The 22,844-nt window shown below is 71.3% G+C and carries 21 protein-coding genes; 15 read left to right on the forward strand and 6 right to left on the reverse strand.

The features are described 5' to 3' along the window. The first annotated feature begins 13 nt into the window (after positions 1 to 13). Together BMY07_RS00335 and BMY07_RS00340 are read left to right on the forward strand one after the other, a co-directional pair. Entirely contained in the window at positions 14 to 640 is a 627-nt protein-coding gene (locus tag BMY07_RS00335) for a hypothetical protein (RefSeq protein ID WP_092774898.1), read from the forward strand. Next, positions 637 to 1,656: a GNAT family N-acetyltransferase gene (locus BMY07_RS00340; protein ID WP_143073284.1), complete on the forward strand. Its 1,020-nt coding sequence runs from the start codon at positions 637 to 639 to the stop codon at positions 1,654 to 1,656. The genes BMY07_RS00335 and BMY07_RS00340 overlap by 4 nt, the downstream gene beginning before the upstream one ends. Here BMY07_RS00340 and BMY07_RS00345 read toward each other — a convergent pair. Then, a complete protein-coding gene (locus BMY07_RS00345; protein ID WP_092774365.1) occupies positions 1,643 to 2,842 on the reverse strand; it encodes a hypothetical protein in 1,200 nt (399 codons plus the stop codon). The two genes, BMY07_RS00340 and BMY07_RS00345, sit on opposite strands and share 14 nt — an antisense overlap. Before the next feature lie 7 nt (positions 2,843 to 2,849). Beyond that, positions 2,850 to 3,626, reverse strand: coding sequence for a hypothetical protein (locus BMY07_RS00350; RefSeq protein WP_177215353.1), 777 nt, complete (start codon positions 3,624 to 3,626; stop codon positions 2,850 to 2,852). A gap of 134 nt (positions 3,627 to 3,760) precedes the next feature. On the opposite strand from BMY07_RS00350, the gene BMY07_RS00355 reads away from it, so the two are divergent. Next, complete coding sequence (locus BMY07_RS00355) at positions 3,761 to 4,501, forward strand: hypothetical protein (RefSeq protein WP_143073285.1); 741 nt, start codon at positions 3,761 to 3,763, stop codon at positions 4,499 to 4,501. 5 nt (positions 4,502 to 4,506) lie between these two features. Here BMY07_RS00355 and BMY07_RS00360 read toward each other — a convergent pair whose 3' ends face one another. Beyond that, entirely contained in the window at positions 4,507 to 5,319 is an 813-nt protein-coding gene (locus tag BMY07_RS00360) for a hypothetical protein (RefSeq protein ID WP_092774367.1), read from the reverse strand. Further along, on the reverse strand, positions 5,316 to 6,305 hold the full coding sequence (locus BMY07_RS00365) for a hypothetical protein (RefSeq protein ID WP_092774368.1): 990 nt from the start codon (positions 6,303 to 6,305) through the stop codon (positions 5,316 to 5,318). Before BMY07_RS00365 ends, BMY07_RS00360 begins: the two co-directional genes overlap by 4 nt. 88 nt (positions 6,306 to 6,393) lie before the next feature. Between BMY07_RS00365 and BMY07_RS00370 the strand changes: the two genes are divergently transcribed. The 12 genes from BMY07_RS00370 to BMY07_RS00425 all read left to right on the forward strand — a co-directional run bounded on the left by BMY07_RS00370 (position 6,394) and on the right by BMY07_RS00425 (position 21,230). Further along, positions 6,394 to 6,777 (forward strand): YybH family protein, encoded by a 384-nt coding sequence (locus tag BMY07_RS00370; RefSeq protein WP_177215354.1) that lies wholly within the window; start codon positions 6,394 to 6,396, stop codon positions 6,775 to 6,777. Between the two features lie 278 nt (positions 6,778 to 7,055). Further along, positions 7,056 to 8,063, forward strand: a complete 1,008-nt coding sequence (locus tag BMY07_RS00375) for an NAD-dependent epimerase/dehydratase family protein (protein ID WP_092774370.1) — start codon at positions 7,056 to 7,058, stop codon at positions 8,061 to 8,063. Further along, positions 8,060 to 9,040 carry a glycosyltransferase family 2 protein gene (locus BMY07_RS00380; protein WP_092774371.1) on the forward strand — a complete coding sequence of 327 codons (981 nt, stop codon included), beginning with the start codon at positions 8,060 to 8,062 and terminating at the stop codon, positions 9,038 to 9,040. The genes BMY07_RS00375 and BMY07_RS00380 overlap by 4 nt, the downstream gene beginning before the upstream one ends. Then, positions 9,037 to 10,251 carry an ATP-grasp domain-containing protein gene (locus tag BMY07_RS00385; RefSeq protein ID WP_092774372.1) on the forward strand — a complete coding sequence of 405 codons (1,215 nt, stop codon included), beginning with the start codon at positions 9,037 to 9,039 and terminating at the stop codon, positions 10,249 to 10,251. The genes BMY07_RS00380 and BMY07_RS00385 overlap by 4 nt, the downstream gene beginning before the upstream one ends. A 24-nt stretch (positions 10,252 to 10,275) precedes the next feature. Continuing rightward, complete coding sequence (locus BMY07_RS00390) at positions 10,276 to 11,835, forward strand: amidohydrolase (protein ID WP_092774373.1); 1,560 nt, start codon at positions 10,276 to 10,278, stop codon at positions 11,833 to 11,835. 208 nt (positions 11,836 to 12,043) lie between these two features. Beyond that, entirely contained in the window at positions 12,044 to 15,031 is a 2,988-nt protein-coding gene (locus tag BMY07_RS00395; RefSeq protein ID WP_177215355.1) for a DUF7927 domain-containing protein, read from the forward strand. Between the two features lie 61 nt (positions 15,032 to 15,092). Continuing rightward, a complete protein-coding gene (locus tag BMY07_RS00400; protein ID WP_092774899.1) occupies positions 15,093 to 15,569 on the forward strand; it encodes a molybdenum cofactor biosysynthesis protein in 477 nt (158 codons plus the stop codon). A gap of 53 nt (positions 15,570 to 15,622) precedes the next feature. Beyond that, a complete protein-coding gene (locus tag BMY07_RS00405; RefSeq protein ID WP_092774375.1) occupies positions 15,623 to 16,576 on the forward strand; it encodes a small ribosomal subunit Rsm22 family protein in 954 nt (317 codons plus the stop codon). Between the two features lie 183 nt (positions 16,577 to 16,759). After that, positions 16,760 to 16,936 (forward strand): sigma factor-like helix-turn-helix DNA-binding protein, encoded by a 177-nt coding sequence (locus tag BMY07_RS35095; protein ID WP_245782099.1) that lies wholly within the window; start codon positions 16,760 to 16,762, stop codon positions 16,934 to 16,936. A 49-nt stretch (positions 16,937 to 16,985) separates the two neighbouring features. Continuing rightward, on the forward strand, positions 16,986 to 17,411 hold the full coding sequence (locus BMY07_RS00415; RefSeq protein WP_092774377.1) for an ester cyclase: 426 nt from the start codon (positions 16,986 to 16,988) through the stop codon (positions 17,409 to 17,411). Between the two features lie 301 nt (positions 17,412 to 17,712). Beyond that, positions 17,713 to 20,112, forward strand: coding sequence for an immune inhibitor A domain-containing protein (locus BMY07_RS00420; protein ID WP_245782100.1), 2,400 nt, complete (start codon positions 17,713 to 17,715; stop codon positions 20,110 to 20,112). Positions 20,113 to 20,543: 431 nt separating this feature from the next. Next, the gene (locus tag BMY07_RS00425) at positions 20,544 to 21,230 is read left to right on the forward strand and encodes a GPO family capsid scaffolding protein (RefSeq protein WP_143073286.1); all 687 of its coding nucleotides are present in this window, start codon (positions 20,544 to 20,546) and stop codon (positions 21,228 to 21,230) included. On the opposite strand, the gene BMY07_RS00430 is transcribed toward BMY07_RS00425, so the two are convergent. Together BMY07_RS00430 and BMY07_RS00435 are read right to left on the reverse strand one after the other, a co-directional pair. Beyond that, entirely contained in the window at positions 21,227 to 21,973 is a 747-nt protein-coding gene (locus tag BMY07_RS00430; RefSeq protein WP_092774380.1) for a phosphotransferase family protein, read from the reverse strand. The two genes, BMY07_RS00425 and BMY07_RS00430, sit on opposite strands and share 4 nt — an antisense overlap. Positions 21,974 to 22,227: 254 nt before the next feature. Next, the gene (locus tag BMY07_RS00435) at positions 22,228 to 22,713 is read right to left on the reverse strand and encodes a sigma-70 family RNA polymerase sigma factor (protein WP_092774381.1); all 486 of its coding nucleotides are present in this window, start codon (positions 22,711 to 22,713) and stop codon (positions 22,228 to 22,230) included. Positions 22,714 to 22,844: the final 131 nt, after the last annotated feature.

Raw genomic sequence — 22,844 nt, forward strand, 5'->3', positions numbered from 1 at the left:
TTACCGCCAGGTGGTGCGGTCGTCGTTCGCGACGGTGCCGTTCTACCGGGAGCGATGGGCCCTGCACGGCCGCACGGACCCGGTGATGGTCGCGGGCAAGGGGGAGCGCGACGGTGCTGTCCCCGCGGAGGAACTGGCTGGGCGCCTGCCGGACCTGGTGCCGCTCGCCGGTGGGTCGGCGACCCCGGATCCGCTGCGGGGCCTGGAGATCGTGCTGCACCAGTGCGCCAGGATCTCCCCGGACACGCTGATCATCGGCGCCGCCCCCGAGTACCACCCGCGCGTGGTCGCCTTCGAGTCCACACCGGACGAACCGCGCGGCCACGTGCTCGCCGTCGGCACCCCGGGCCAACTCGCCGGTGTCGGCCAGGACATCCCGAGGGTCCCGTTGGTCACCTTCGCGGAACGCGGCTCCGAGGGCCTGCTGGTCGACGACCTGCTCGGTGTCCTCGGCGGTGTCCGGGACTGCGGCAACTGGCACGTCGACTGGCCGCGCGTGTACGCCAGGGAGACCCCGCTCGGCCTCGCCTTCACCCTGCTGCTCCAGCGATCCCCGCGACTGGTCGACATCGTGCCCGCGGGCGCGTCGGGCCGGATCGCCCGTTGCCCCCAGCACCGGACCCCGGTGATCGCCGCATGAGGGTGGAGATCCTCGACCCGCGAACCGACCCGGAACCCGAGTACTGGGCGCGGCTGCGCGTCACGGCGGGATTGCGCGCCGACTGGGCGTGGGAGGTGCTCGCCGCGCAGGCGTGGGGCGCCAGGACCGTCCAGTTGGTCACCGTGCTGTTCGACGGCACCACCCCGAAAGCCGTGGTCAACGCCGCGTGGCTCGGGGCGCCGCTGCACCGGTTCTCCTTCACCGGCGCCACGTCCAGGCCGTGGTTCGGCGCCGTGCACGTGCGCGGTCCCGGCAGCGGCGCGGTCCCCGGCTGGTGGTTGGCCGACGACGTGCCGATCACCGCGCTCACCGAGACCTACGCCCGCGCCATGCGCCGTGAGCTCGGTCCCGGCTGCCTTGCCCTGGTGCTGCGCCAGGTCACCGAGGAGCAGGCCGCGCAGGCGGGGCGGTTCAAGGTGGTGCGCCCGACCGAGCGGATCTGGACGTTCCCGGTGCACGAGTGGTCCGACCCGGAGGCGTGGCTGATGTCGTTGAGCCGCAGCAGGCGCAGCAACCTGCGGGGGATCTTCCGGCGGGTGCGGGAGAACGACGGCCTGGAGATCCGGATCGAGACCGCGACCACCGACCTCGACGTGGTCAGGGTCATCGAGGCGATGCGCTGGAACGACGACAAGTACGGCGGCAAGCTCATCCCGCGGATCCGGGTGCTCACCGCGTACCTGCAAGCCCTTGTGGCGCAACCGGATGTGCACTCCACGAGCTACATCGACCGAGCCACCGGCGACCTGATCGCGTTCGGCACCGCGCTCGACCACCCGACGGTGCCCATCGTCCGGTCCTGGACGCAGCGGCCCGCGGCCGAGGGCGGCGCGAAGTACCTGTACTTCTACCACCTGGCCAAGCAGGTCGAGTGGGCCATCGCGAACGGCAAGCGGTGGGTGGAGCTGGGCAAGGGCAAGTCGCAGGAGAAGCAGTCGCTCGGCGCGGTCCCGTCCGACCAGGCCGCGATGGCGGTGCCGATCAGACCCTGGTGACCACCGGGAGGTCCACTGTGGAGGGTGTGAGCCGCAGTCGCAGCACGGTGGCCTTCGTGGCCAGGCCGACCACCAGCGCGACGAACGCGCCGACCGCCCCGAGCGGTCCGGTCGCCAGCAGCGCGGTGGCGCTGGTGGCGACCAGGGACGCCAGCGCGGCGGAGGTGGTCAGCGACAGCACGGCGCCGTTGGTGTTCTCCAGCAGGAACACCGCGTAGACCACCGCGCAGAAGCTCGTCATCTCCACCAGGACGACGAACCCCAGCAGCAGCCTGCTCTCGGTGACCGGGGCGAGCGCGGCCAACGCGACGACGGCCACCACCACGAGTCCCGCCACGGCGGCGGTCCAGCCGGTGATCCGCCGGGCCAGTTCCCGACCACCCACCCCGCCGGTGCCGCGCAGCCGCAGCGAGGTAGCGGGCTGGATCAGGCGGAGCACCAGTACACCGAATGCCCCGAGCGCGCTGGAGATCAGGATCAGCACGTACACCAGGGCTGTCTCGGACGGCTTGGCCGCCACCGCCAATACGATGTAGAGGACCGAGACGCCCGCGGTGTCGGCGACGTCGGAGAAGCCCAACAGCAGCACGCGCCGGTTGAGCAGCGAGCCGAGGCCTGCGCGGGTCTCGTGTGGACGTCCACGTGGGACCAGCGCGGCCAGCACCGCGCACACCACGACCAGCCCGCCGGTCAACGCCAGCAGGTAGCTCAACGGGCGCAACACCTCGAGAGCGGCCAAACCGGCCATACCGACGACCCAGGCCGCGTACGTCGTGAAAGCGGCGGTGTCCCTACCGGGGCGTTCCGCCAAACGGTGTACCGCGGCCAGGACGGACATGAGCCCGAGCCCGGCCGCGTTCGCCGCCGCGGCCGCGTACAAAGCGACCAGTCCGCCCACCGGCAGCAGCGCCGCCATCGCGAGCAGACCGAGCCCGAACGGGACGGCCGCCCTGGCGATGAGCATCCAGGTGACCTGCGGGCCGAGCACCCGGGTGCGCGGGACGGCGGTCAGCGCGGACTTCTCCACGCCGATCACCAGCGTCTGCACCCAGGCGAACGTGCCGGTGGCCGCGACGTAGCGGCCGAAGTCGTCGGCGCCCCACACCGGGAGCAGGGCGAGCATCGACAGTTGGATGCCCGCCCGCGCCGCCCCCCGGCCCGCGATGACCCGCAGGGCGGCCCGCACCCCCGCCTCAGCCCTTGGCCGTGGTCGGCTCGGTCTCAGCGGCGGACTTGGTCCCAGTGGTGCTCGTGGTCTCGACCGCTGGGGCCTCGGTGGACTCGACAGCAGAGGTCTCGGTGGTGGCCCCGGGCGCGGTCTTGCCCCGGCCGGAGAGCTTGCGCCAGACCCGGTCCGGCAGCGTGAGGATCAGCACCGCGACGATGACGTGCACGGCGATCAGCGTGAACGCCTCGTACTTCGACGCCGGGTGTCCGAGTCGGACGGTCATGTGGTCGGCCCAGGTCCACACCTCGGGGATCGGCGTCCAGGCCGGGTCGGTGTGCGGGTTGATGGTGAGGAAGGCCAGGTCCTCCAGGCCGGAGAGCTGCAGCACGATCATCGCGTAGCCGAGCCTGCGCGCACCGCCCGCGGTGCCGCCGCCGAGCCGGTGCGACAGGGTCAGCGCCAGGATCAGGAACGGGGTCAGGGTGAGGATCAGGTAGTAGATGCTCTTGTCGTTGCCCGCCGCGAAGAAGATCGACGGGACGAAGTAGGTGAAGAACACCAGGAAGCACACCGGCACCGCGACCCTGGCGATCTTGTGCCGTAACGCGAGGCTGAACCGCATGGCCGCGATGGCCTCGACGGCGAGGACGAACGGGACGAGCTTGGCCAGCAGCACCCACAGGTTCGGGATCGATTTCTGGTGCGGGAAGCCCACCCAGACCGCGGCGGCGGCCGCGAACGCGGCGACCGTGATGATGATGAACGTCCTGTGCGCGCGCAGGCCCGTGCCGATTTCCGCCATGCGATGAACTCCATGCCCCTGTTGCCCCGATCCGGAATGGGCATAATACGCGGGAATCCCTTGTGTGGAAGGGGGATCGGCTCCCCGGCGCAAGACGTGGGGCCAATCGGAGCACCGGGGTGGGGAGTGGGCGGATGGGATATTCCCAGTTGGCCTGGGAACGCGCGGCCGCGGCGGTGGGCGCGCGGGCGGTCCGCGAGGTCCCGTTCTACCGGGAGCGGCACGCCCGCGGCCTGGGGTTGGCGCCGGTCCCGGTCGAGGAGTTGGAGCGGCGGCTGTGGGCGTTGTGCCCGTTGTCGCGGCCCTACCGCCCGGCGGCGGAACCCACGCTGTGGACCGGGGATCCGCGTGACCTGGCGACCGCGCTGCTGGTCGCGGGCGTCAGCGGCGCCGGGGTGCTGGAGGTCCGCTCGGCCGTGGTGCCGTGGACCCGGTTGGGGGCGCTGGGGCCCCGGTACGCGCCCGTTCTGGCGCCCTCGGCCGATGTGGTCGATCTGTCCGCCTCGGACGGTCCGGCGCGCGCCATGGTCGCATCGGGGGAGACCGTGCTGGTGTCCCCGCCGGAGGTCGCCGACGAGGTCAGCGCCAGGATCGGGCACGCGGGCATGATCGTCCGCAGGCTCACCTCGGCCACCGACATCCTCGGTCCGGCGGTCCTGCACAACCGGCACATCGGCTACTTCGCCGCCCGCCCGCACGGGTGCGCGCGCTGGCACGTCCTGTGGCGCCGCTTCCACGTGTCCCCGGGCGACGGTGGCCTGCTGGTCACCGCCCTGCGTCGGCGGCGCCCCACCCTGGTCCGCGTCTTGATCGATATAGGACTGAACCGGGTGGGCATCTGCCGCGAGCACGGCCGCCCGGTCCTGGGGGCTTGACCGCTTCAGGCCTCGAGCGCCGCGAGCACGGCCTCGCGCAGCGGCCGCGTGCCGGTCCGGTAGACCCGGACGGCCGCGGTGATCTCGTCGGGGGTGAACAGCTCCAGCAGCGCGACCGGGCGCGGCCCACCGTCGGTTCCGAACAGTGCCGTCCGCAACGCCGAGGCCTGGTCGCGTTCGAGGGGCTCGCCGCGCAGGTACGCCTTGGCCGCCAGTTCGACGAATTCCGCCTCGGGGCGGTCTTCGACGTGTCGTGACACGATCCAGCACTGGGTTCGCCCCGGTCCGGCCAGCCACCGCCGGGCGTAGTCGACGCGGTCGCGTGCCGCTGGGCCGGTCAGGGAGAGGTCGTCCACCACAAGGTCTACCCGGTAGCACCGTTCGTGCAATCGGCCTATCGCGGCCGATACCGTAGGTAGGCCACTGTGGACAGATCCTTCGGCCGTTCGGTCGAACCGGGTGTGCAGCTGGTAGTAGGTGGCCCGGTCGAGCTCGGTCGCGGCGAGGGCCTTGGCGGCCGCCGTCCTGGCCCAGGCGAGCACCGGGGGAGCGAGGTAGCGGGCGTGCGGGTCCGCGGGCAGCGCGAGCATGACCGGGGCGGGGACTTCCCGCAGCGCGGCGAGGTCCCGGGTGGACACGACCGCCTCGCAGCGGGCGCACCAGAACCGCGCGGACCGGCGGCCGAGCCGGTAGACGGCCGTGGTCCCGTCGCGCCCGCACTGGGGGCAGCGCGGCGAGAGCGCCTCGCGCTCCGGCGAACGGCCCAACGCGGTGGCGGCCATCCGGGCGTGCGCGCGCAGACTGTCCAGAATGGTCACCAGCCCACCACCAGGTGGTTGGCGACCGGTCGCGCGCCGAAGCGCTCCTTGATCCTGGCCATCCCCTTGCCGGGGCGCAGCGTGGCCCTGCCCAGGCCGATGGTGTGCTCGACCAGGTCGACGTAGTGGTCGAAGTAGAGGTTGGGCAGCCCGCCGTCGACGCGGTCGCGGATGCCCCAGTAGCTCATGGTCAGGTCGGTCCCGTTGTCGTGCACCGTGGACAGCGCCAGCAGCCCGCGGTCGTCGCGGTAGGTGGAGAACCGGGTGCCGGGGTCGGCGTTGAGGTGCTCGAAGTAGTGCTCCGGGATGGGCGTGCGGACGACACCGCGGCGCTGGTGCTTGAACCGGACGAGGTTCACCAGCCGCGCCGCGTCGGGGGGCGGCACCTGGTCCACCAGCGCGCGGCGCACCCCGGGCGCGGACCGCACGGTCGCCCGGATCTTGCGCAGTTGCGAGCGCCACTTCGGCGGCAGCTGAGCCAGGTAGCCATCCACATTGGACCATTCGGCGGTCAGCACCGTGTCCGGTGACACCGCGAGCACCCGCCGTGAGCCCCGGTCGACCGCGGGCACGTCCCCGGATTCCACGTGCCGGTAGCAGAACCCGGCCACCCGGTACCGCGACCGGACGGCCCGTTCGAACGCCTCGACCGCGGCCCGCCTGCCCGAGGCGTCGAGACCGGTGGCGAACAGGTGCCCGGCGAGCGAGGCGGGGGAGAGCCTGCATTCGACGAATCCCACGGGGGGAACCGATCCAGAACGGTGGAACCGGCGGTAGTCCTGGGGTCCGTGCAGCCTGGCGTGGAAGAGCGCCGCCACGTCCGTCCCATCGCGAACGACGGCCATGACCGTCGCCGTCTGCCCCGCCCAGGCCGCCGTGGTCAACGGGTCGGCGTGCCACAGCACGCAGGCGCCCTGATCGGCGGCGAACCGGTCCCAGCCGGGGTCGACGACCTCGGTGAGCGGGTCGACCAGGTCACCGTGCATGATTCCCCCGCCGCATGATCTCCCCGGCTACGCTCCACCGACCCCGCGGGAGACACCCGCGCGGGCGACACTCTCCCGGAGGACCACCGTGCCTGTCCAGGACTGGCAGTCCGACGCCGAGGCCACCATCGACGCGCACCTGCGCGCGGTGGCCGGGCGCGACCTCGACACCTTCGCCGCGACCGTCCACCCCGACGTCACCGTGATCATCCCGTCCGGACGGATCCTGCGCGGCGCCGCCGAGGTCGTGGACTTCCACCGCGAGTGGTTCACCGACGGTGACTGGACCTACGCCGTGGAGCCGGTCCTGGCGACCACGACGGCCGCCACCGCGACCAGGGTGCTGGCCGTGACCGTGGTCGGCGAGCCGGGCGCGGAGCCGTCGAGGTTCCTCATGGGACTGACCTTCGTCGCCGAGTCCGGCCGCTGGCTACTCATTCACGACCAGTGCACGATCGGCCGTCCGGCGTAGTTTCCGCTGCGACTCACCCGCCACGGGGAATTCCGTGAACCACAACCCTTTTGCCGCTCCAAAAGCGTTGTTATAGTCCGCGTCACTTCGTGGCAAGTCCGTCCCGCGTTCCAGCGCCGAACCCACTTCGGTGCCGGTCCACCCTGCGCTCACCCGTTCCGTGGTCGGGTATCGCGCTGCGTGACAGACCCCGCGAACGCGGTGTCACCAGACCGGTGCGCACCGCCGGACCAGGCGTGACCAACGCCGGGTCGCCGGATGAGGAGGGGTTCGCGGCAATGGGGAAACCGGTCCTGATTACCGGAGTGGCGGGTTTTCTCGGCAGTCATCTTGCCGACGATATGCTCAACCGCGGTTACTCCGTTCGCGGTATCGACAACATGATCGACGGTTTCAAGGAGAATATCCCGGCCGGGGTGGAGTTCCACGAGGTCGACTGCCGGGACGCCCTCGGGCACCCCGAGCTGTTCGAGGGCGTGGAGCTGGTCTACCACTGCGCGGCGGCCCCGTACGAGGGCCTGTCGGTGTTCTCCCCGTTCCTGGTGCACGAGCACACCACCAGCGCCACGGTCGCGATGCTGTCCGCGTCGGTGCGCGCCGGGGTGGAGCGGTTCGTGCACTGCTCGTCGATGTCGCGCTACGGCGAGCTGGTGCCGCCGTTCACCGAGGACATGACGCCGGTCCCGCTGACCCCGTACGGCATCGCCAAGTACGCGGCGGACCTGCAGGTGCGGGCGATCGCGCAGGTGCACGGCATGCAGCACAACATCGCCGTGCCGCACAACATCATCGGGCCGAGGCAGCGCTTCGACGACCCGTACCGCAACGTCGCGGCGATCATGATCAACCGGGTGCTGCGCGGGTTGCCGCCGATCATCTACGGCGACGGCAGCCAGACCCGCTGCTTCAGCTTCGTCTCCGACGTGGTGGCCTGCCTGACCAAGCTCGGCATCGACCCGGACATCACCGGCGAGATCATCAACGTCGGCCCGGACGAGGGCGAGGTGACCGTCCTGCGGTTGGCGCAGGAGATCTGCTCGATCGTCGGGGTGGACTGCGACCCGATCTTCATGCCCGCCCGGCCGCTGGAGGTCCACCACGCGACCTGCAGCTCCGACAAGGCGCGTCGCCTGCTGGGCTACCGCACCGAGGTCGGCCTGCGCGACGGTCTCACCGAGATGGTCGAGTGGATCCGGCAGACCGGGCCCAGGGAGTTCGACTACAACCTGGAACTGGAGATCGTCAACGAGCTGACCCCGCGCACCTGGTCGAGCAGGTTGATGTGACCGGCCTGACCGCGATCGTGCCCTGCTACAACGAGGGCGAGCAGGTCGACGTCGCCTACCGCTCGGTGTGCGACGCGCTCGGCGGCATCGACGGGTTCGAGCTGCTGTTCGTCGACGACGGCAGCCGCGACGACACCCTCGCGCGGATCAAGGCACTGGCCGAACGCGACAGTCGCGTCCGCTACCTCAGCTTCGCGCGCAACTTCGGCCTGGTCGCCGCGGTGACCGCCGGGTTCCGCTACGCGGGCAAGCCGTGGTCGGTGCAGCTCGACGCGGACCTGCAGTTCCCGGCGCACGAGACGTGGGCGTTGCTGGAGACCGCGGCGCAGGGCTACGACGTGGTCTTCGGCGTGCGCCGCGACCGGCAGGACTCGTGGCTGCGGCGGGTCGGCGCGGCGGGCACGCACACGGTGGCGCGCAAGCTGTTGGGCATCGAGGTGCCGCAGGGCGCCAGCTCGTTCCGGGTGGTGCGCACCGCGGTCGGTCGCACGATCGTCGACCTGCCGACCGGGAACTCGCACTTCGTCGCCAAGGCGCCGCAGGTCGGTGCCCGGTACACGACGGTGCCGGTCTCGCACGCGCCGCGCACCGCGGGGCAGTCGAAGTTCCGGTTCGGCAGGCTCGCCGGGGACGCGTTCGAGCTGCTGTTCGGGTTCTCCTGGCGGCCGCTGAACGTGTTGTACGGGACGGCCGCGGTCGTGTTCGGGCTGGCGTTGCTGTTGGCGCTGCTCGGCGCGTTCGGCGCGGTGTCCGCCCTGGCGCTGCTGGTGTCCACGTTGCTCGTCAGCGCGTTCGGGGTCGCCTCGACCGCGCTGGTCGGGCGCTACCTGCACCGCAGGATGCTCGACGTGCGAACCAGGCGGATCTACTACATCCGGGAGGCCAACTTCCCGGTCGCCGACGAGGACCTCCTCGACCACGGCGCGCCGGCCGTGCCGCCGCCGGTGCGGCGCCCGACCCTCGAGGTGGCCTCATGACCCCCGCCCTGATCGTGCTCGGCGCGGGCGAGGAACAGGTCGTGCTCTACCGCGAGGCCCGTCGCCGCGGCCTGCCCACCATCGCGGTGGACATGCGCGCGGACCGGCCGGGCATCGCGCTGGCCGACCGGTTCCTCCAGCTGTCCACAACGGACCACCAGGCGATCGCGGAGGCGTTGGCGGGCGAGGAGATCGCCGGGGTCGTCTCGACCGCGGCGGACACCTGCCTGGAGTCGTGGCACCGGCTCGCCGAGCACTTCGCCACCCCGTGGCGCTACCCGGCGTCGGCGGCCGCGGTGTCGATGGACAAGTCGGCGTTCCACGCGCTGGCGGCCTCGGTCGGTGTCCCGGTGTACCAGTGGGCGCAGTCGCACGACCTGGCGGACCTGGCCGGTTCGGCCACCGGGTTCGGCCTGCCGGTGGTGGTGAAGCCGACCGACGCGTCCGGGTGCCGCGGCGTGCTGCGGGTCGACGAACCGTCCGAACTGGACGCCGCGCTGCACAACGCGGCGGTGAACTCGCCCAGCGGGCAGGTGATCGTCGAGAAGCTGCTGCTGGGCAAGGACTACACGGTCAACGTGTTCCTGCACCGCGGCGACCTGGCCTTCTCGCTCATCACCGAGAAGCACATCGTGCCGGGGCCGCGGTTCCTCATCGGCGGCCACGTCGCGCCTGCCGACCTCGACCCGGCCGTCGAGACCGCGCTGCTCGCCGACGCCCACGCGCTCTGCCTGGCGATGGGCCTGGGCGACGGCCCGGCCAACTTCGACGTCATCGTCGGCCACGACGGCACCCGGTACGTGCTGGAGGTCGGCGCCCGGATGTCCGGCAACGGGTTCCCGCGGCTGGCCGAGGCGGTGGCGGGCGTCGACTGCGTGCGCGCGCTGGTGTCCCTCGCGGTCGGCGAGCCCGTCGAACTGGTGGGCGACCGGTCCGAGGTGGCCCGGCTGCAGGTGCTGACCTCGCCGCTGGAGGTCGAGGGCGAACTCGCGTCGGTGGGCGACCTGGCGGCGGTCCGCGCGCTGCCCGGCGTGAGCGACGTCGACGTCTTCGCGGCCCCGGGCGATGTGGTGCTGCCGTTCACCGAGGCGGGCCGCAAGCTCGGCTGGCTGGTGGTGCACGCGCCGACCAGGGCCGCACTCGACGAGGTGCTGGCGACCTCCCTGGCCGCGTTGGAGTTGGTGGTGGTCCCGGCGACCGTTCCGGTGTGAGACCCCCGCCCCTAGGGTGGGGGCATGCTCGATCTCCTCCTGCGTGACGCGAAGTTCCACACGATGGACCCGGCGCGGCCGACCGCGCGTGGCCTCGGGATCTGGCGTGGCCGGATTGTCGGGTTCGACGACCAGGTCGATTCCCTGCCCGCGCGGCGGGTGGTGGACCTCGGGGGTGCGACCGTGCTCCCGGGGTTCGTCGACGCGCACGTGCACATGGTGTGGGCCGGGCTGCGGGAGAACGCCCTGTCGGTGGCGCCGTGCGCGCGGGTCGACGCCGTGCTCGACGCGATCGACCGGGCTCCCGGCGCGCCGGGGGAGTGGCTCGACGTGGTCGGGTACGACCAACGCGGCCTGGGCAGGCACATCACCGCGGACGAGTTGGAGAGCGTCGCACGCGGGCGGAAGGTGTTGCTGCTGCACGATTCCGGCCACGCCTGTGTCGTCAACCGCGCCGTGCTGGCCGATTTGCCTGCCGGGGTGGAGCACCAGGACGGGTTCCTGGCAGAGAGCGGCATGGCGGCGGCGCGTGCCCTGCGGCAGCCGTACTCGTTGGCGGAGATGGTCGCCGCCATCAGGACCGCCGCGTCCACCTGCCTCGCCGAGGGCGTCACCACGGTGGCGGAGGCCGGGGTCGGCGGCGGCCTGATCAGCCACAGCCCGGTGGAGTTGGCCGCGTACCAGCGCGCCGACCTGCCGTTGCGGGTGCGGCTCATGGTGGCCGCGTCGTTGCTGCGCGACGTGGGCGCGCACGCCGGTGACGACTTGCCGCGCGGCATGGACCTGGGGATTCACACCGGGTTCGGCGGTGATCGGCTGGGTATCAGCGCGCTGAAGGTCTTCGTGGACGGCGGCATGATGGCCCGCACCGCGGCGATGTCCGCGCCCTACGCCGGGTCTGACCACAGTGGACAGTGGTACGCGGACCCGGACGAGATCCGGCGGCACATCCGCGACGGGCACCGGGCCGGGTGGCAGCTCGCGGTCCACGCCATCGGCGACCGGGCGGTGGACCTGGCCCTCGACACGATCGCCGAGGCGCAGCGGCGGCACCCGCGGTCGGACACCCGGCACCGGATCGAGCACGCCGGGGCCGTCCGACCCGACCAGCTGGGCCGGTTCGCGGAGCTGGGCGTCAGCGCGGTCGTGCAGCCGTCGTTCCTCTACTACTACGGCGACGACTACGCCGCGGTCATGGGGCCCGAGCGCGCCGACTGGCTCTACCGCGGCCGGGGCTTCCTCGACAACGGTGTCGACCTGGTCGCCAGCTCCGACCGGCCGGTGACCGTCGGCGCACCGTTGCGGGCCATCCAGTTCATGGTGACCCGGCAGACCCAGGCGGGCAACGTTGTGGGCGCGGGGGAGGCGATCAGCATCGCCGAGGCGCTCCGCGCATACACCGTGGCGGGGGCGCACGCGTGCCGGATGGAGCACGCGGTGGGGTCGCTGGCCGAGGGCAAGCTCGCCGACCTGGTGGTGCTCGGCGACGACCCGCACACCGTCGAGCCGGACCGCGTCGGTGGCATCCAGGTGGTCGCCACCGCGGTCGACGGGGCCGTCGTGCACGGCCAGGAGCTGTGGTGAGCGCTGCGGCATCCGGTGGGTTCCTGCGCTGAAAGGGTGATGGTCGGACCCGCGGAAGAATGACCCGCTGTCGTCATGATCACCAACGGGTGAGAATTCACCTGGCGCGGTAGCGGGCGGCCGGTCGCCGTCGATTCCCAGCACGAGCGCGAATGGGGTCGACCGGCGGGTGGAGTGCGTTATGCGGCGAACTACCTCGGTTCTGGGTGTGCTTTTCCTGGTCCTCGCGGTGGTGGGTGCGGGACCCGTGGCGCCGGTCGCGGTCGCGGGTGCCGCGCCCACCCCCTTCGCCCAGCTGGCCAAGTTCAGCGGCCCGCTGGGGCTGGTGGAGATCGGCGGCTCCGAGCTGGCCGAGACCCTGGGGCAGAACAACTGCGGTCGTCCGCCGACCACCGCCGCGCTGGCGCTGCCCACCGGATCCACGCTGCGGGGCGCTTTCCTGCGCTGGTCGGGGACGACGGAGAACTCGTCGGCGCCCGCCATGCGCCCGGCCAACCCGATCGGCTCGTCGATCTCGTTCACCGTGCCCGGCGCGGCCCCGGTCACCGTCGCCTCGACCGCCGACTCGTCCGACCACATCGTGCTCCCGGGTGTCACCCTGCGGTTCCAGGGCCGGTTCGCCGATGTCACCGGCGTGCTCGCCGGGCTCCCCGCGCTCAACGGCGGCTATTCAGCCGATGTCACCGGCGGATATCCGAACGGCTGTCCGCTTTTCCAGGGAAACGCGCGGGCGTGGACGCTGACCGTGGTTTACGAGAACCCGGCCATCACCGAACTGTCCACCGCGTACATCTACCACGGCATGAACACGCTGGCGGGCGGGTCGCAGGTGTCGATCGGCGTCACCGGGTTCCGGGCACCGGCGGTGGGCAGCACCGCGGCCAGGCTGACCTACGTCGCGATCCAGGGCGACCCGGCGCTCGCGGGGGAGACCCTGCGGACGGACCAGCCGGGTCTAGCCGTCGCCCCGCCCGACTGGGCTGACTCCTCCTCCGGGGTCGCGCTCGACATCGATACGCTCACCGGCGACCTCAGCCCGGGTGCCACGTCCTTGCGGATCGACGCGGGCACGACCGGTGACGTCATCACGTTGACTGAGATCAACCTGCTGGTTCGCACCGAACCGGCAGGGGTGAGCGTGAGCAAGACCGCTGATGTCGCCGACCCCGTTGGCGGTGACACGGTCACTTACACCGTGCGGTACACCAACACCGGTGGCGTCGACCTGGCTGGCCAGACCTTCACCGACGACCTCAGCCAGGTGCTGGACGACGGCACATACGTCCCTGGTGACGCCACCACCGGCTCGGCGACCCTGGCGGGGACAACGCTGACGTGGACAGGTGACGTTGCCTTCGGGCAGACCGTGACCGTCACCTACGGCGTGCGGCTGGACAAACGCGGGGACGCTCGGCTGGTGAACACCGTCACGGCCAACGGGCCACAGAGCAACTGTGCGACCGGCTCGACAGACACCCGGTGCCGGGTCGCGCTGTTGGTGCGGTCATCGGAGTTCGTGAAGACCGCGGACAACAACGACCCCGAGCCCGGTGAGACGGTCACCTACACCGTCCGAGTCACCAATACCGGCGCCGTTGACCTCACCGGGCTCTCTTTCACCGACGACCTCGCTGACGTAGTCGATGACGCGACGTACAACGGCGCTACCGCGGACTCCGGCGTGGTGTCCTACGTCGGGACGCGGTTGGCGTGGTCCGGTGATCTCGTGGTTGGCGCTGTCGCCACCGTTACGTACTCGATCACCCTGCACGACCCGGCCACCGGCGACAACCAGATGGTCAACACCATCGTCTCCACTGGCCCGGGTAGCACGTGCGGCGAGGGGTCGACCAATCCGGCGTGCACGGTCGCGTTGCCCCTACCCGGCCTGCACCTGGCGAAGTCCGCGAGCGTGACGGGTAGCACTGCCCCCGGCCAGGACATCACGTACACGGTCGACATCACCAACACCGGCCGGGTCGACCTGCCGAACCAGACGGCCATCGACGACCTCGCGAAGGTCTTGGACGACGCCACCTACATGGGCGACGCCGCGGCCACCGTTGGCACTGTCCGCCGGGTCGAGAACAAGCTCGTCTGGGTCGGGGACCTCGCCATAGGGCAGACCGCGCGCGTCACCTACTCCGTGCACGTCACCGGCGCCGGCGACGCGCGACTCACCAACTCGGTGACGTCCCCGGGGCCGGGCAGCAACTGCAAGTCGGGCACTACATCGCCTGAGTGCACCGTGAGCCACACCATGCCCAGGGTGTCCGTCTACAAGACCGCCCAGTACGGCGACACGCTGCCCACGCTCGGCGGCAAGGTCACCTTCGTCCTCGTGATGAGGAACGAGGGCACCGAGGACGTGGTGGGCCAGAGCATGACGGACGACCTGTCCAGCGTTCTCGACGACGCCGTCTACAACAACGACGCCACGGCCACCATCGGCACAGCCTCTTACACCGCTCCGGTGCTTCGCTGGGATGGCGCCCTGCGGATCGACGAGGTCGCGACGGTCACCTTCAGCGTCACCATCCGCGACCATGACCTCGGTGACGGACAACTCCACAACACCGTGCACTCCACCGGCCCCAATAGCGGCTGCTCGCCCTCTTCCAGCGGGCGAGGCTGTTCGGTCTCGGTCGGCGTCGAGGCGGTACGAGCGAAGAAGGAGGTAACCCCGACCACGAGGGTCGAGCCGGGCGGTACCGCGACCTACACCATCACCCTGGTCAACGAGGGCGGCCCTGCTGACCCGGTCCTTGTCGACGACCTGGCCGCGGTGCTCGACGACGCCACTTACAACAACGACGCCAAGGCGTCCGTGGGCACCGTGGTCCTGGATGGCACCAAGCTCTCTTGGACGGGCACCCTCGACATCGACAAGAGCGCCGTCATCACCTACACCGTGCGCGTCAACGATCCCCCCAGCGGCGACGGCACCCTCGGCAACTCCATCGTCCTCCCCGGCAGCAACTGCCTGGCGTCCTCGGTGGACCCGCTGTGCCACACGTCGGTGGCGACCACACCCCGGGCGACCCCTCCGCCGTCCACGCAGCCGCCGCGCGGGCAGGGCTCGGCGCAGGGCGGACTGCCCAACACCGGGTCCCCGGTCGGGATGGTCCTGCTGGCGGGCCTGGGTCTGACCCTGCTCGGAGCGGTCGTGGTGGTGCGCACCCGCCGCCGACACTGACTCGGGGCGGTGCCACGCCGTCCTGGATTCAGCGGCGGTGCGGCTCGCTAGGCTCGTGGGCATGGTCGAGGTGATCGCCCTGATGGTGTCCGCGGTGCACGCCTACGAGGGCCGACCGACCGAGCCGCCGCGGCCCGACCCCGAGCCGGTCTCCAGGTCCGAGGTGCGCGTCCGCGCAGGCCTGGGCATCGTCGGCGACCGGTACTTCAACCAGCCCGCCCACCGCGCCGCCTCGGTCACCTTCTTCGCCGCCGAGTCCCTCCCCGCGGGCGACCCGCTCCTCACCCGCCGCAACGTCATCGTCCGCGGCATCGACGTCGACCTCCTGGCCCGCGACCGCGCCGACTTCAGCCTCGACACCGGCGACGGCCCCGTCCGCTTCCGCGCCCACACCGCCGCCACCCCCTGCCGCTGGCTCGACACCGTGCTCGCCCCCGGGACCGCCAAGGCGCTGCGCGGCCTCTCCGGAGCCCGCTGCACCCCCCTCGACGACGGCACCCTCCGCGTCGGTGCCGCCGCCTTCACCCGCCTCACCTAGAACCGGGTACCCCGTCCGGGAAGGACCGCCCGGTCACGGCATGATGGGCCGTCATGGTCACCCTGTCTGACGCGCTGGACGCCGAGGTCGCGCGGTTCCCGACCAAGCGGCTCGCGGACTCGGCGCAGGCGCTGATCCACCGCTACCGCACCGGGGTCGACCCGGCCACGCTGGTGCTCGACGCCGAGGTCACCGCCGCGGCCTACGCCGCCTACCGGATGCCCGCCACGCACGCCGCTGTCACCGCCGCGCTCACCGAGGTCGCCGCCAGGGCGCCGGACTTCGCGCCCACCACCCACGTCGACATCGGCGGCGGGACCGGTGCCGCGGTGTGGGCCGCCAGGGGGGTCTGGCCCTCGCTGGCCGACATCACCGTCCTCGACCAGTCCACCCAGGCGATGGACCTGGGCAGGCGGCTCGCCGACCGCGCCGACGACCCCGCCATCCGCCGGGTCCGGTGGCAGCGCACCGCCCTCGGCGCCACCCGGCTCCCGCCTGCCGACGTCGCCACCCTGTCCTATGTGCTCAGTGAGCTCACCGACGCCGCCCGCGCCGACACCGTGCGCGCGATGACCTCCGCCACCCTCGCCGTGGTCGTCGAACCCGGGACCCCCGCGGGCTACGAGCGGATCATGGCCGCCCGCGACGAGCTCACCGCCGCGGGCATGCACATCGTCGCCCCGTGCCCCCACAGCACCACGTGCCCCATCCCGCGCGGGCAGGACTGGTGCCACTTCGCCGCGCGGCTCGGGCGCAGCCCGCTGCACCAGCGCCTCAAGACGGCCGTGCTGAACTTCGAGGACGAGAAGTTCTCCTACGTGGCCGCCTGCCGGGAGCCGTGGCCCGCCGCGCCCGCCCGGATCGTGCGGCACCCGCTCAAGCGCAAGGGCATGGTGTCGCTGCGGCTGTGCGGACCGGACGGTCTGGCCGACACCATCGTCAGCAAGCGCGACCCCGCCGCCTACCGGGCCGCCCGCGACACCGACTGGGGCGACCCCTGGCCGTGACGGCGGGGGAGCGCCGTCGCACCTACCGTGCCGAGCGCCGGACTCGGGGCTTGTTGGGAAAAGTCGCACGTTGGTGGCGTCATGGTTGCCGCGGCGGTGCGTCCCACCGGCATGCGGACACCCAAGACGCCCCACGGTGGGCGGCTAGTGATCCCGGACCCCCGTGGGGACGCGACCGGACAGATGGCGGTGCTCACCCCGCTGCAGCTGCGCATCCTGCACCTGCGCGTGGTCGACGGCCACACCGCCGAGCAGGTCGCCATCAAGCTCGACATGTCGCCGTCCGCGGTGCGCATCACCCAGCACCGCGCGCTGCAGCGGCTGCGCGAGCAGCTGCGCGCCGCGGGCGAGACCACCTGACCGGGTGGATCTTGTGCCACGCCGGGGCCGCCGTGCCTAGCGTGGCCGCATGACCGCTTCGAAGATCCACCGGCTGCACTGGCAGACCATCGACACCTACGACTGGGAAGCCATGCGCGCCCGGTACCACCCCGACTACCTCTACACCGACGTCACCGGCACCCGCTTCGACAACACCGACCAGCCCGTCGAGGTCATGCGGACCCTGCACGCGGCCTTCCCCGACGTCGTGTTCACCTACCGCGACTTCCACGAGAGCCTCGACGGCGGCACGTCCCTCGTCGAGGTCCGCTGCGTCGGCACCCACCTCGGCCCGCTGGGCCCGCTGCCCGCCACCGGCCGCCGGGTGGTCAGCTTCGCCTGCCACGTCGTCGAGGTCCGCGAGGGCCTGATCCACCGCGAGCGCGATTACTTCGACATGGCCGCCATCCACCGGCAGATCACCGGGGATCTCGTCGTGCCCGTCGAGGACTGACCCGGTCGCCCCGGCTAATGCGTTAAACCGGTCCCCACCGATCCCGGCCGTTGTGCCCAAAACTGTGAAACGCCCATTTCCGGTATGCTTCGCGCTGCCCGATTCCCACCCCGGCGGCTGCCCTGGACCGGCTGGTTCAGCGGCCCTTTGCGCCATTTGGGGCATCACTCGGTGCTATAGCTTAATGTGATGGCCGGAATGGCTCTTGTAATCATGTCGTGATATCTGCATGGGTGCCCCTCCTCTACTGTTTCGCCTGGACTTCACCTGGAGTCGTCCCCATCGATACAGGAGGATTTGAGTGCGCCGAAGATTGGTCGTCGCGATCGCCGCGGCGACGGTGGTCGGGACCGGGGCGGTGGTGGTCAACGGTGCCGCCGACGCGGCCCCCGCACCCACCCAACAGGCTCCCCAGGCCGCCGCGGACCACGCCGACGAGGTGGTCTCCCCGCTCGAGGAGAAGCGTCGCGCGCTGCGTCAGGAGGGCCTGGCCAAGGTCCTCTCCGGTGAGGCCAGCGTCGAGAAGCGCGGCGCCAGCTCCGTGGTCAAGGTCGGCACCGCCGCCTCGGCCAAGAACAAGAGCACCGGCAAGAAGGGCGTCGACCAGTACGTCGAGTTGGCGCGGGAGAAGACCGACAAGATCTTCGTGGTGCTCGCCGAGTTCGGCGACGAGCGCCACCCGGACTTCCCCGACAAGGACACCAACCCCAACGTGCCCGGTCCGGCCCGCTACGACGGCCCGCGGCACAACCAGATCGCCAAGCCCAACCGGGCGGTGGACAACAAGACGATCTGGCAGGCGGACTACTCCAAGAAGCACTTCGAGGACATGTACTTCGCGCAGGGCGCGAACACCGAGTCCCTGAAGACCTTCTACGAGAAGGCCTCCTCCGGCCGCTACTCGGTCGAGGGCCAGGTCACCGACTGGGTCAAGGTCAAGTACAACGAGGCAAGGTACGGCCGTTCCGACGGCTACCCCTGCCCCGGCCGCATCTGCGGCAACTCCTGGTACCTGGTCTCCGACGCGCTGCAGCAGTGGGTCACCGACCGCAAGGCCGCCGGTGCCACCGACGCCTCGATCAAGGCCGACCTCGCGTCGTACGACACCTGGGACCGCTACGACTACGACGGTGACGGCGACTTCAACGAGCCCGACGGCTACCTGGACCACTTCCAGATCGTGCACGCCGGTGGCGACCAGTCCGACGCCGATCCCGCACAGGGTGAGGACGCCATCTGGGCGCACCGCTGGTACGCCTTCTCCAGCAACACCACCGGCCCGGTCAACAACAAGCTCGGCGGTGTGCAGATCGGCACCACCGGCCTGTGGGTCGGCGACTACACCATGCAGCCCGAGAACGGCGGCCTCGGCGTGTTCGCGCACGAGTACGGCCACGACCTCGGTCTGCCGGACCACTACGACACCGTTGGCCCGGGCGGCGCCCAGGAGAACGGCATCAACTGGTGGTCGCTGATGGGCCAGAGCCGCGTGTCCAACACCAACGAGGCGATCGGCCTGCGGGCCAACGACCTCTCGGCGTGGGACAAGCTGCAGCTGGGCTGGTTGGACTACGAGACCGTCGTGGCCGGTCAGGACAAGAAGATCGACCTCGGCCCCGGTGCGTACAACACCGACAAGGCCCAGGGCGTCGTCGTGGTCCTGCCCGACAAGCAGGTCTCGACCAGCTACGGCACGCCGTTCGCGGGCACGAAGATGTGGTGGAGCAGCAAGGGCGACAACCTGTCGAACTCGCTGACCCGCTCGGTGAACCTCACCGGCAAGACCTCCGCCGAGCTCAAGCTCAAGGCGCGCTACGACATCGAGGACTGCGACTGCGACTTCCTGTTCGTGGAGGCCTCGACCGACGGTGGCGCCAACTGGACCGCGCTCGACGGTGTCGCCAACGGCAAGCCCTTCACCCGGGACGCCGTGGGCACCCCGGCGATCACCAACACCACGAACAACGCGTGGGTTGACGTCGCCGTGCCGCTGACCTCGCTGGCGGGCAAGGACGCCCAGATCCGACTGCGCTACCGCACCGACGGCGGCGTGGCCCTGGACGGCTTCTTCGCCGACGAGATCTCCGTGGTCGCCGACGGCGCGCCGCTGTTCACCGATGGTGCCGAGGCTGGCAACAACGGCTGGACCCCGGCCGGTTTCCGCATCACCACCGGCACCGAGACCGCGAGCTACGACCACTTCTACGTGGCCAGCAACCGGACTTACACCGGGTACGACAAGTACCTGCAGCCCGGCCCGTACGACTACGGCGACCCGAGCCGCCCGAACTGGGCGACCCGCTTCCCGTACCAGGACGGCCTGCTGGTGACCTACTGGGACACCTCCCAGCCGGACAACAACGCCTCCGTCCACCCGGGCGAGGGCCTGCTGTCGGTGGTCGACGCCCACCCGGACCCCATCTACAACCTGCAGGGCCAGGCCTGGCGACCCCGCGTCGCGGGCTACGACGCCCCGTTCTCGCTGCAGAAGTCGGACTCGTTCACCCTGTTCGCGGGTGGCCGGGCGAGCTACATCCGCGGCACCGAGGCGCAGCCGCTGTTCGACGACACCAAGTCCTACTTCAACGCCGCCCAGCCGACCGCGGGCGTCAAGCTCCCCGCCGCCGGTGTGAGCATCAAGGTGCTGAAGCAGGAGGGTACGTCGCTGCAGATCCGGGTGTTCCCGAGCAAGAAGAAGTAGCACCGAGGAACTACCGCTCCTGGTAGCTGTGGCGGGGCATGCCATGCGCCACATCGGGAGTTGAGAGGGCCGGTGGTGGGGGTAACCCCACCACCGGCCCTCGTGCTTACCGCATGGTCCGGTGATCACCGGACCTGATCCACGCGCGCGTGGGCAGGGTCTACGTTTTCGGGGGAGTGCTGCCTGCCGGGATCGCGGGGCTCGCCGTTCGGGCCGGTGGCGCGAGTCAGCCATGTGGTGCTGGCGACGCTCTGGCTGGTGTCGACGGTTGTGGGTTACCGGCGATCGCGGGTATCACCTCGTGGCTGGGTTGGACCGTGCCGCTGCTGGTTCTTGAGTGGTTTGTGGGACGACCGCGGGGGGTTGCTCGGTAGCCTTAAGCGGTGGGGGGACTCAGGCCAGTTCACATAGACGGCGCGGCGGGGCGTTGGGTGGTTCGACCACCGGAGGCGCCTGCCACCTCGCGTGAGGCCAAGCTGGGGCTGACGTTCGGGTTGGGGGCCGCGCTGGGCGTGGTCATGAGCGCGGTCGACGACTGGGGTGCGTGGGGGCTGCTGTTCCTGGTCCCGCTGCTGGTCTTCGGGCTGCGGGTCCGCCGCGAGCGGGTGGGGCGCGTGGTGGTGGCCTTCCGCTCGACCGACGTCGACGCCGACTCGACCGCCCTGGCCAACCGGCTGGTCATCTCCTTCGCGACCCTCGTCGCGAGCCGCACGGCCGCCGCGGGCTGGCTGCCGCAGGAGACCCTCGCGACCGCGCAACGGGTGGTCTGGGCCGCGTTGGGGTCACTGCGGGATTCGGCAGGCTTGCGCGCGCTCCTGCGGGAGTCGCGGCGCTACCCCGAACTGGCGGGCGAAGTCGCGGCCAAGCAGGCCGAGCTGACCTCGGTCATCGACTCGGTCACCGCCGTCGCGGACCGCATGGACGAGGTCCTCACCGCCCTCGGTGCCGCCGAGCTGGAGATCGCCACCGCCGAGGCCGAGCAGGCCAGGGCCCAACGGGTCGCCGACCTCCGCGAACGCCTCTCCGGCACCACGGCCCCGCCCGCACCGCGCCAGGTGGACCTCGACGCCGTCGCCGCGGCCGTCACCGCGGCCGCGGACATCCTCTCGGTGGCCTAGGCGTCCCGCATCCGGGCCCTGAGCACGTCGAACTCACACCCCGGCGCGTCCGGGTCGAACCCGTGCCCGATCAACCAGCGCGACGCCACCAGGGCACGCAGCGACCACCAGGCCCGGATCACGTCCCGGTCCGCGCCGGGGCCGTACCCCGCGAGCAGGTCGTCCAGCCGCTCCTCGTGCCCGAGGGTCAGGATGGCGAGGTCGAACATGGCGTCCCCGGGGGCGGCCTCCGACCAGTCGATGATCCCGGTGACCTCGTCGCCGTCGACGAAGACATGGGTGATCTGCAGGTCCCCGTGGATGAACACCGGATCCCAGCGCCGAAGCGCGCCCTCGGCGATCTCGCGATTGCGCCGAATCACCCCGGCGGGTAGCACCCCGTTGTCGACCAGCCACGCGCACTCCCGGTCGAGCCGCGCCGCCACCTCGTCAACCCCAACCCCCACCCACGGCGGCAACGGCGCCTCATGCAACCGCCGAACGACATCCCCCACCGCCGCCCAAGCACCCCCTGACGCCCTCGACGGTTCCCCAAGCACCCCAAGCGCCTCACCAGGCACAGCCCCAATGGCGAGCACGGGCGGCTCCCGCCAAAGCACCACCGGCGTCGGCACCGGCGCCAGCGCCATCGCCCGCACCTCGACCTCGGCATGCGCCGGATCGCCGTCGACCTTCAGGAACACATCCCCAACCCGCAACGTCACCCGCTGCCGGTGCGCGACAACAACCTCCACCTCGTCCACACCGGCCATCCTGACGACAACAACCGCCGATGTCGCCGGATTTCGCGAGCCGCGGCACCACACCCGACACATCGCTCATCGCCGCGCGGTGCCTCCAGCGCCCGCAGTGCTGTGGACCTTCGCGGACTCCGAGACCCGGCCTGTGCCACGGTCCGACTCCTGTCGCGGGCGCCGGTCACTGGGGGAGGGACGAGGGTCGCGGTGCAGATCGGGGACCGCCCGGCGCGGAGGTGGCTGTGGTGGGAGCGGGGTGGTCAGGCGGCGGTGAGGGTGGATTCGCGCAGCGTGCGGAGGGCGTAGTGCAGGCGGGACTTGACCGTGCCGACCGGGACTCGGAGGGTGATGGCGGCGGCCGCGGCGGTGCGGTCGGCGAAGTAGACCTCGACGACGGTCTGGCGGTGGGGCTCGGGGAGGGTGTCGAGGGCGGCGTCGACCAGGAGGCGGTCGATGACCTCGTCGGTGCGGGCCGGGGCCGAGGTCGTGTCCACCTCCGGCAGCTCCACCTCCGACGGGCGGGCCGCGCGGCCGCGGTGCTGGTCGACGGCGATGTTGTGGGCGACGCGGGTGAGCCAGGCCCGGACGGAGCCGCGGTCCTCGGTGAGCCTGTCCTGGTGCCGCCAGGCGCGGATCCAGGTTTCCTGGACGACGTCCTCGGCGCGGTGCGGGCAACCGGTCACGCGGCGGGCGTAGGCCAGCAGGGCGGTGCGGTGGGCGGCGACGATGCTGTCGAAAGTGGTCATCCCGGCTCTCCTCGTGTCGCGGTTCTCCCTCTGACACAAGACTTCCGGTTCCTACCCCGACACTCTCTGGGCCAATCCCCCCAAACCAGGGGGACACCCCTCCACCTCGCGGAGGCCACCACCCCCGTACC

Origin of the sequence: Actinokineospora terrae, assembly GCF_900111175.1 — a bacterium.
Lineage (GTDB): Bacteria > Actinomycetota > Actinomycetes > Mycobacteriales > Pseudonocardiaceae > Actinokineospora > Actinokineospora terrae.

What these genes read in the sequence shown, in the direction of transcription:
- BMY07_RS00355 (WP_143073285.1), top strand. Translation starts at nt 3,761, where the DNA reads ATGGGATATTCCCAGTTGGCCTGGGAACGCGCGGCCGCGGCGGTGGGC.
- BMY07_RS00340 (WP_143073284.1), top strand. Translation starts at nt 637, where the DNA reads ATGAGGGTGGAGATCCTCGACCCGCGAACCGACCCGGAACCCGAGTAC.
- BMY07_RS00435 (WP_092774381.1), bottom strand. Translation starts at nt 22,713, where the DNA reads ATGACCACTTTCGACAGCATCGTCGCCGCCCACCGCACCGCCCTGCTG.
- BMY07_RS00405 (WP_092774375.1), top strand. Translation starts at nt 15,623, where the DNA reads ATGGTCACCCTGTCTGACGCGCTGGACGCCGAGGTCGCGCGGTTCCCG.
- BMY07_RS00365 (WP_092774368.1), bottom strand. Translation starts at nt 6,305, where the DNA reads ATGCACGGTGACCTGGTCGACCCGCTCACCGAGGTCGTCGACCCCGGC.
- BMY07_RS00390 (WP_092774373.1), top strand. Translation starts at nt 10,276, where the DNA reads ATGCTCGATCTCCTCCTGCGTGACGCGAAGTTCCACACGATGGACCCG.
- BMY07_RS00375 (WP_092774370.1), top strand. Translation starts at nt 7,056, where the DNA reads ATGGGGAAACCGGTCCTGATTACCGGAGTGGCGGGTTTTCTCGGCAGT.
- BMY07_RS00415 (WP_092774377.1), top strand. Translation starts at nt 16,986, where the DNA reads ATGACCGCTTCGAAGATCCACCGGCTGCACTGGCAGACCATCGACACC.
- BMY07_RS00350 (WP_177215353.1), bottom strand. Translation starts at nt 3,626, where the DNA reads ATGGCGGAAATCGGCACGGGCCTGCGCGCGCACAGGACGTTCATCATC.
- BMY07_RS00400 (WP_092774899.1), top strand. Translation starts at nt 15,093, where the DNA reads ATGGTCGAGGTGATCGCCCTGATGGTGTCCGCGGTGCACGCCTACGAG.
- BMY07_RS00385 (WP_092774372.1), top strand. Translation starts at nt 9,037, where the DNA reads ATGACCCCCGCCCTGATCGTGCTCGGCGCGGGCGAGGAACAGGTCGTG.
- BMY07_RS35095 (WP_245782099.1), top strand. Translation starts at nt 16,760, where the DNA reads ATGGCGGTGCTCACCCCGCTGCAGCTGCGCATCCTGCACCTGCGCGTG.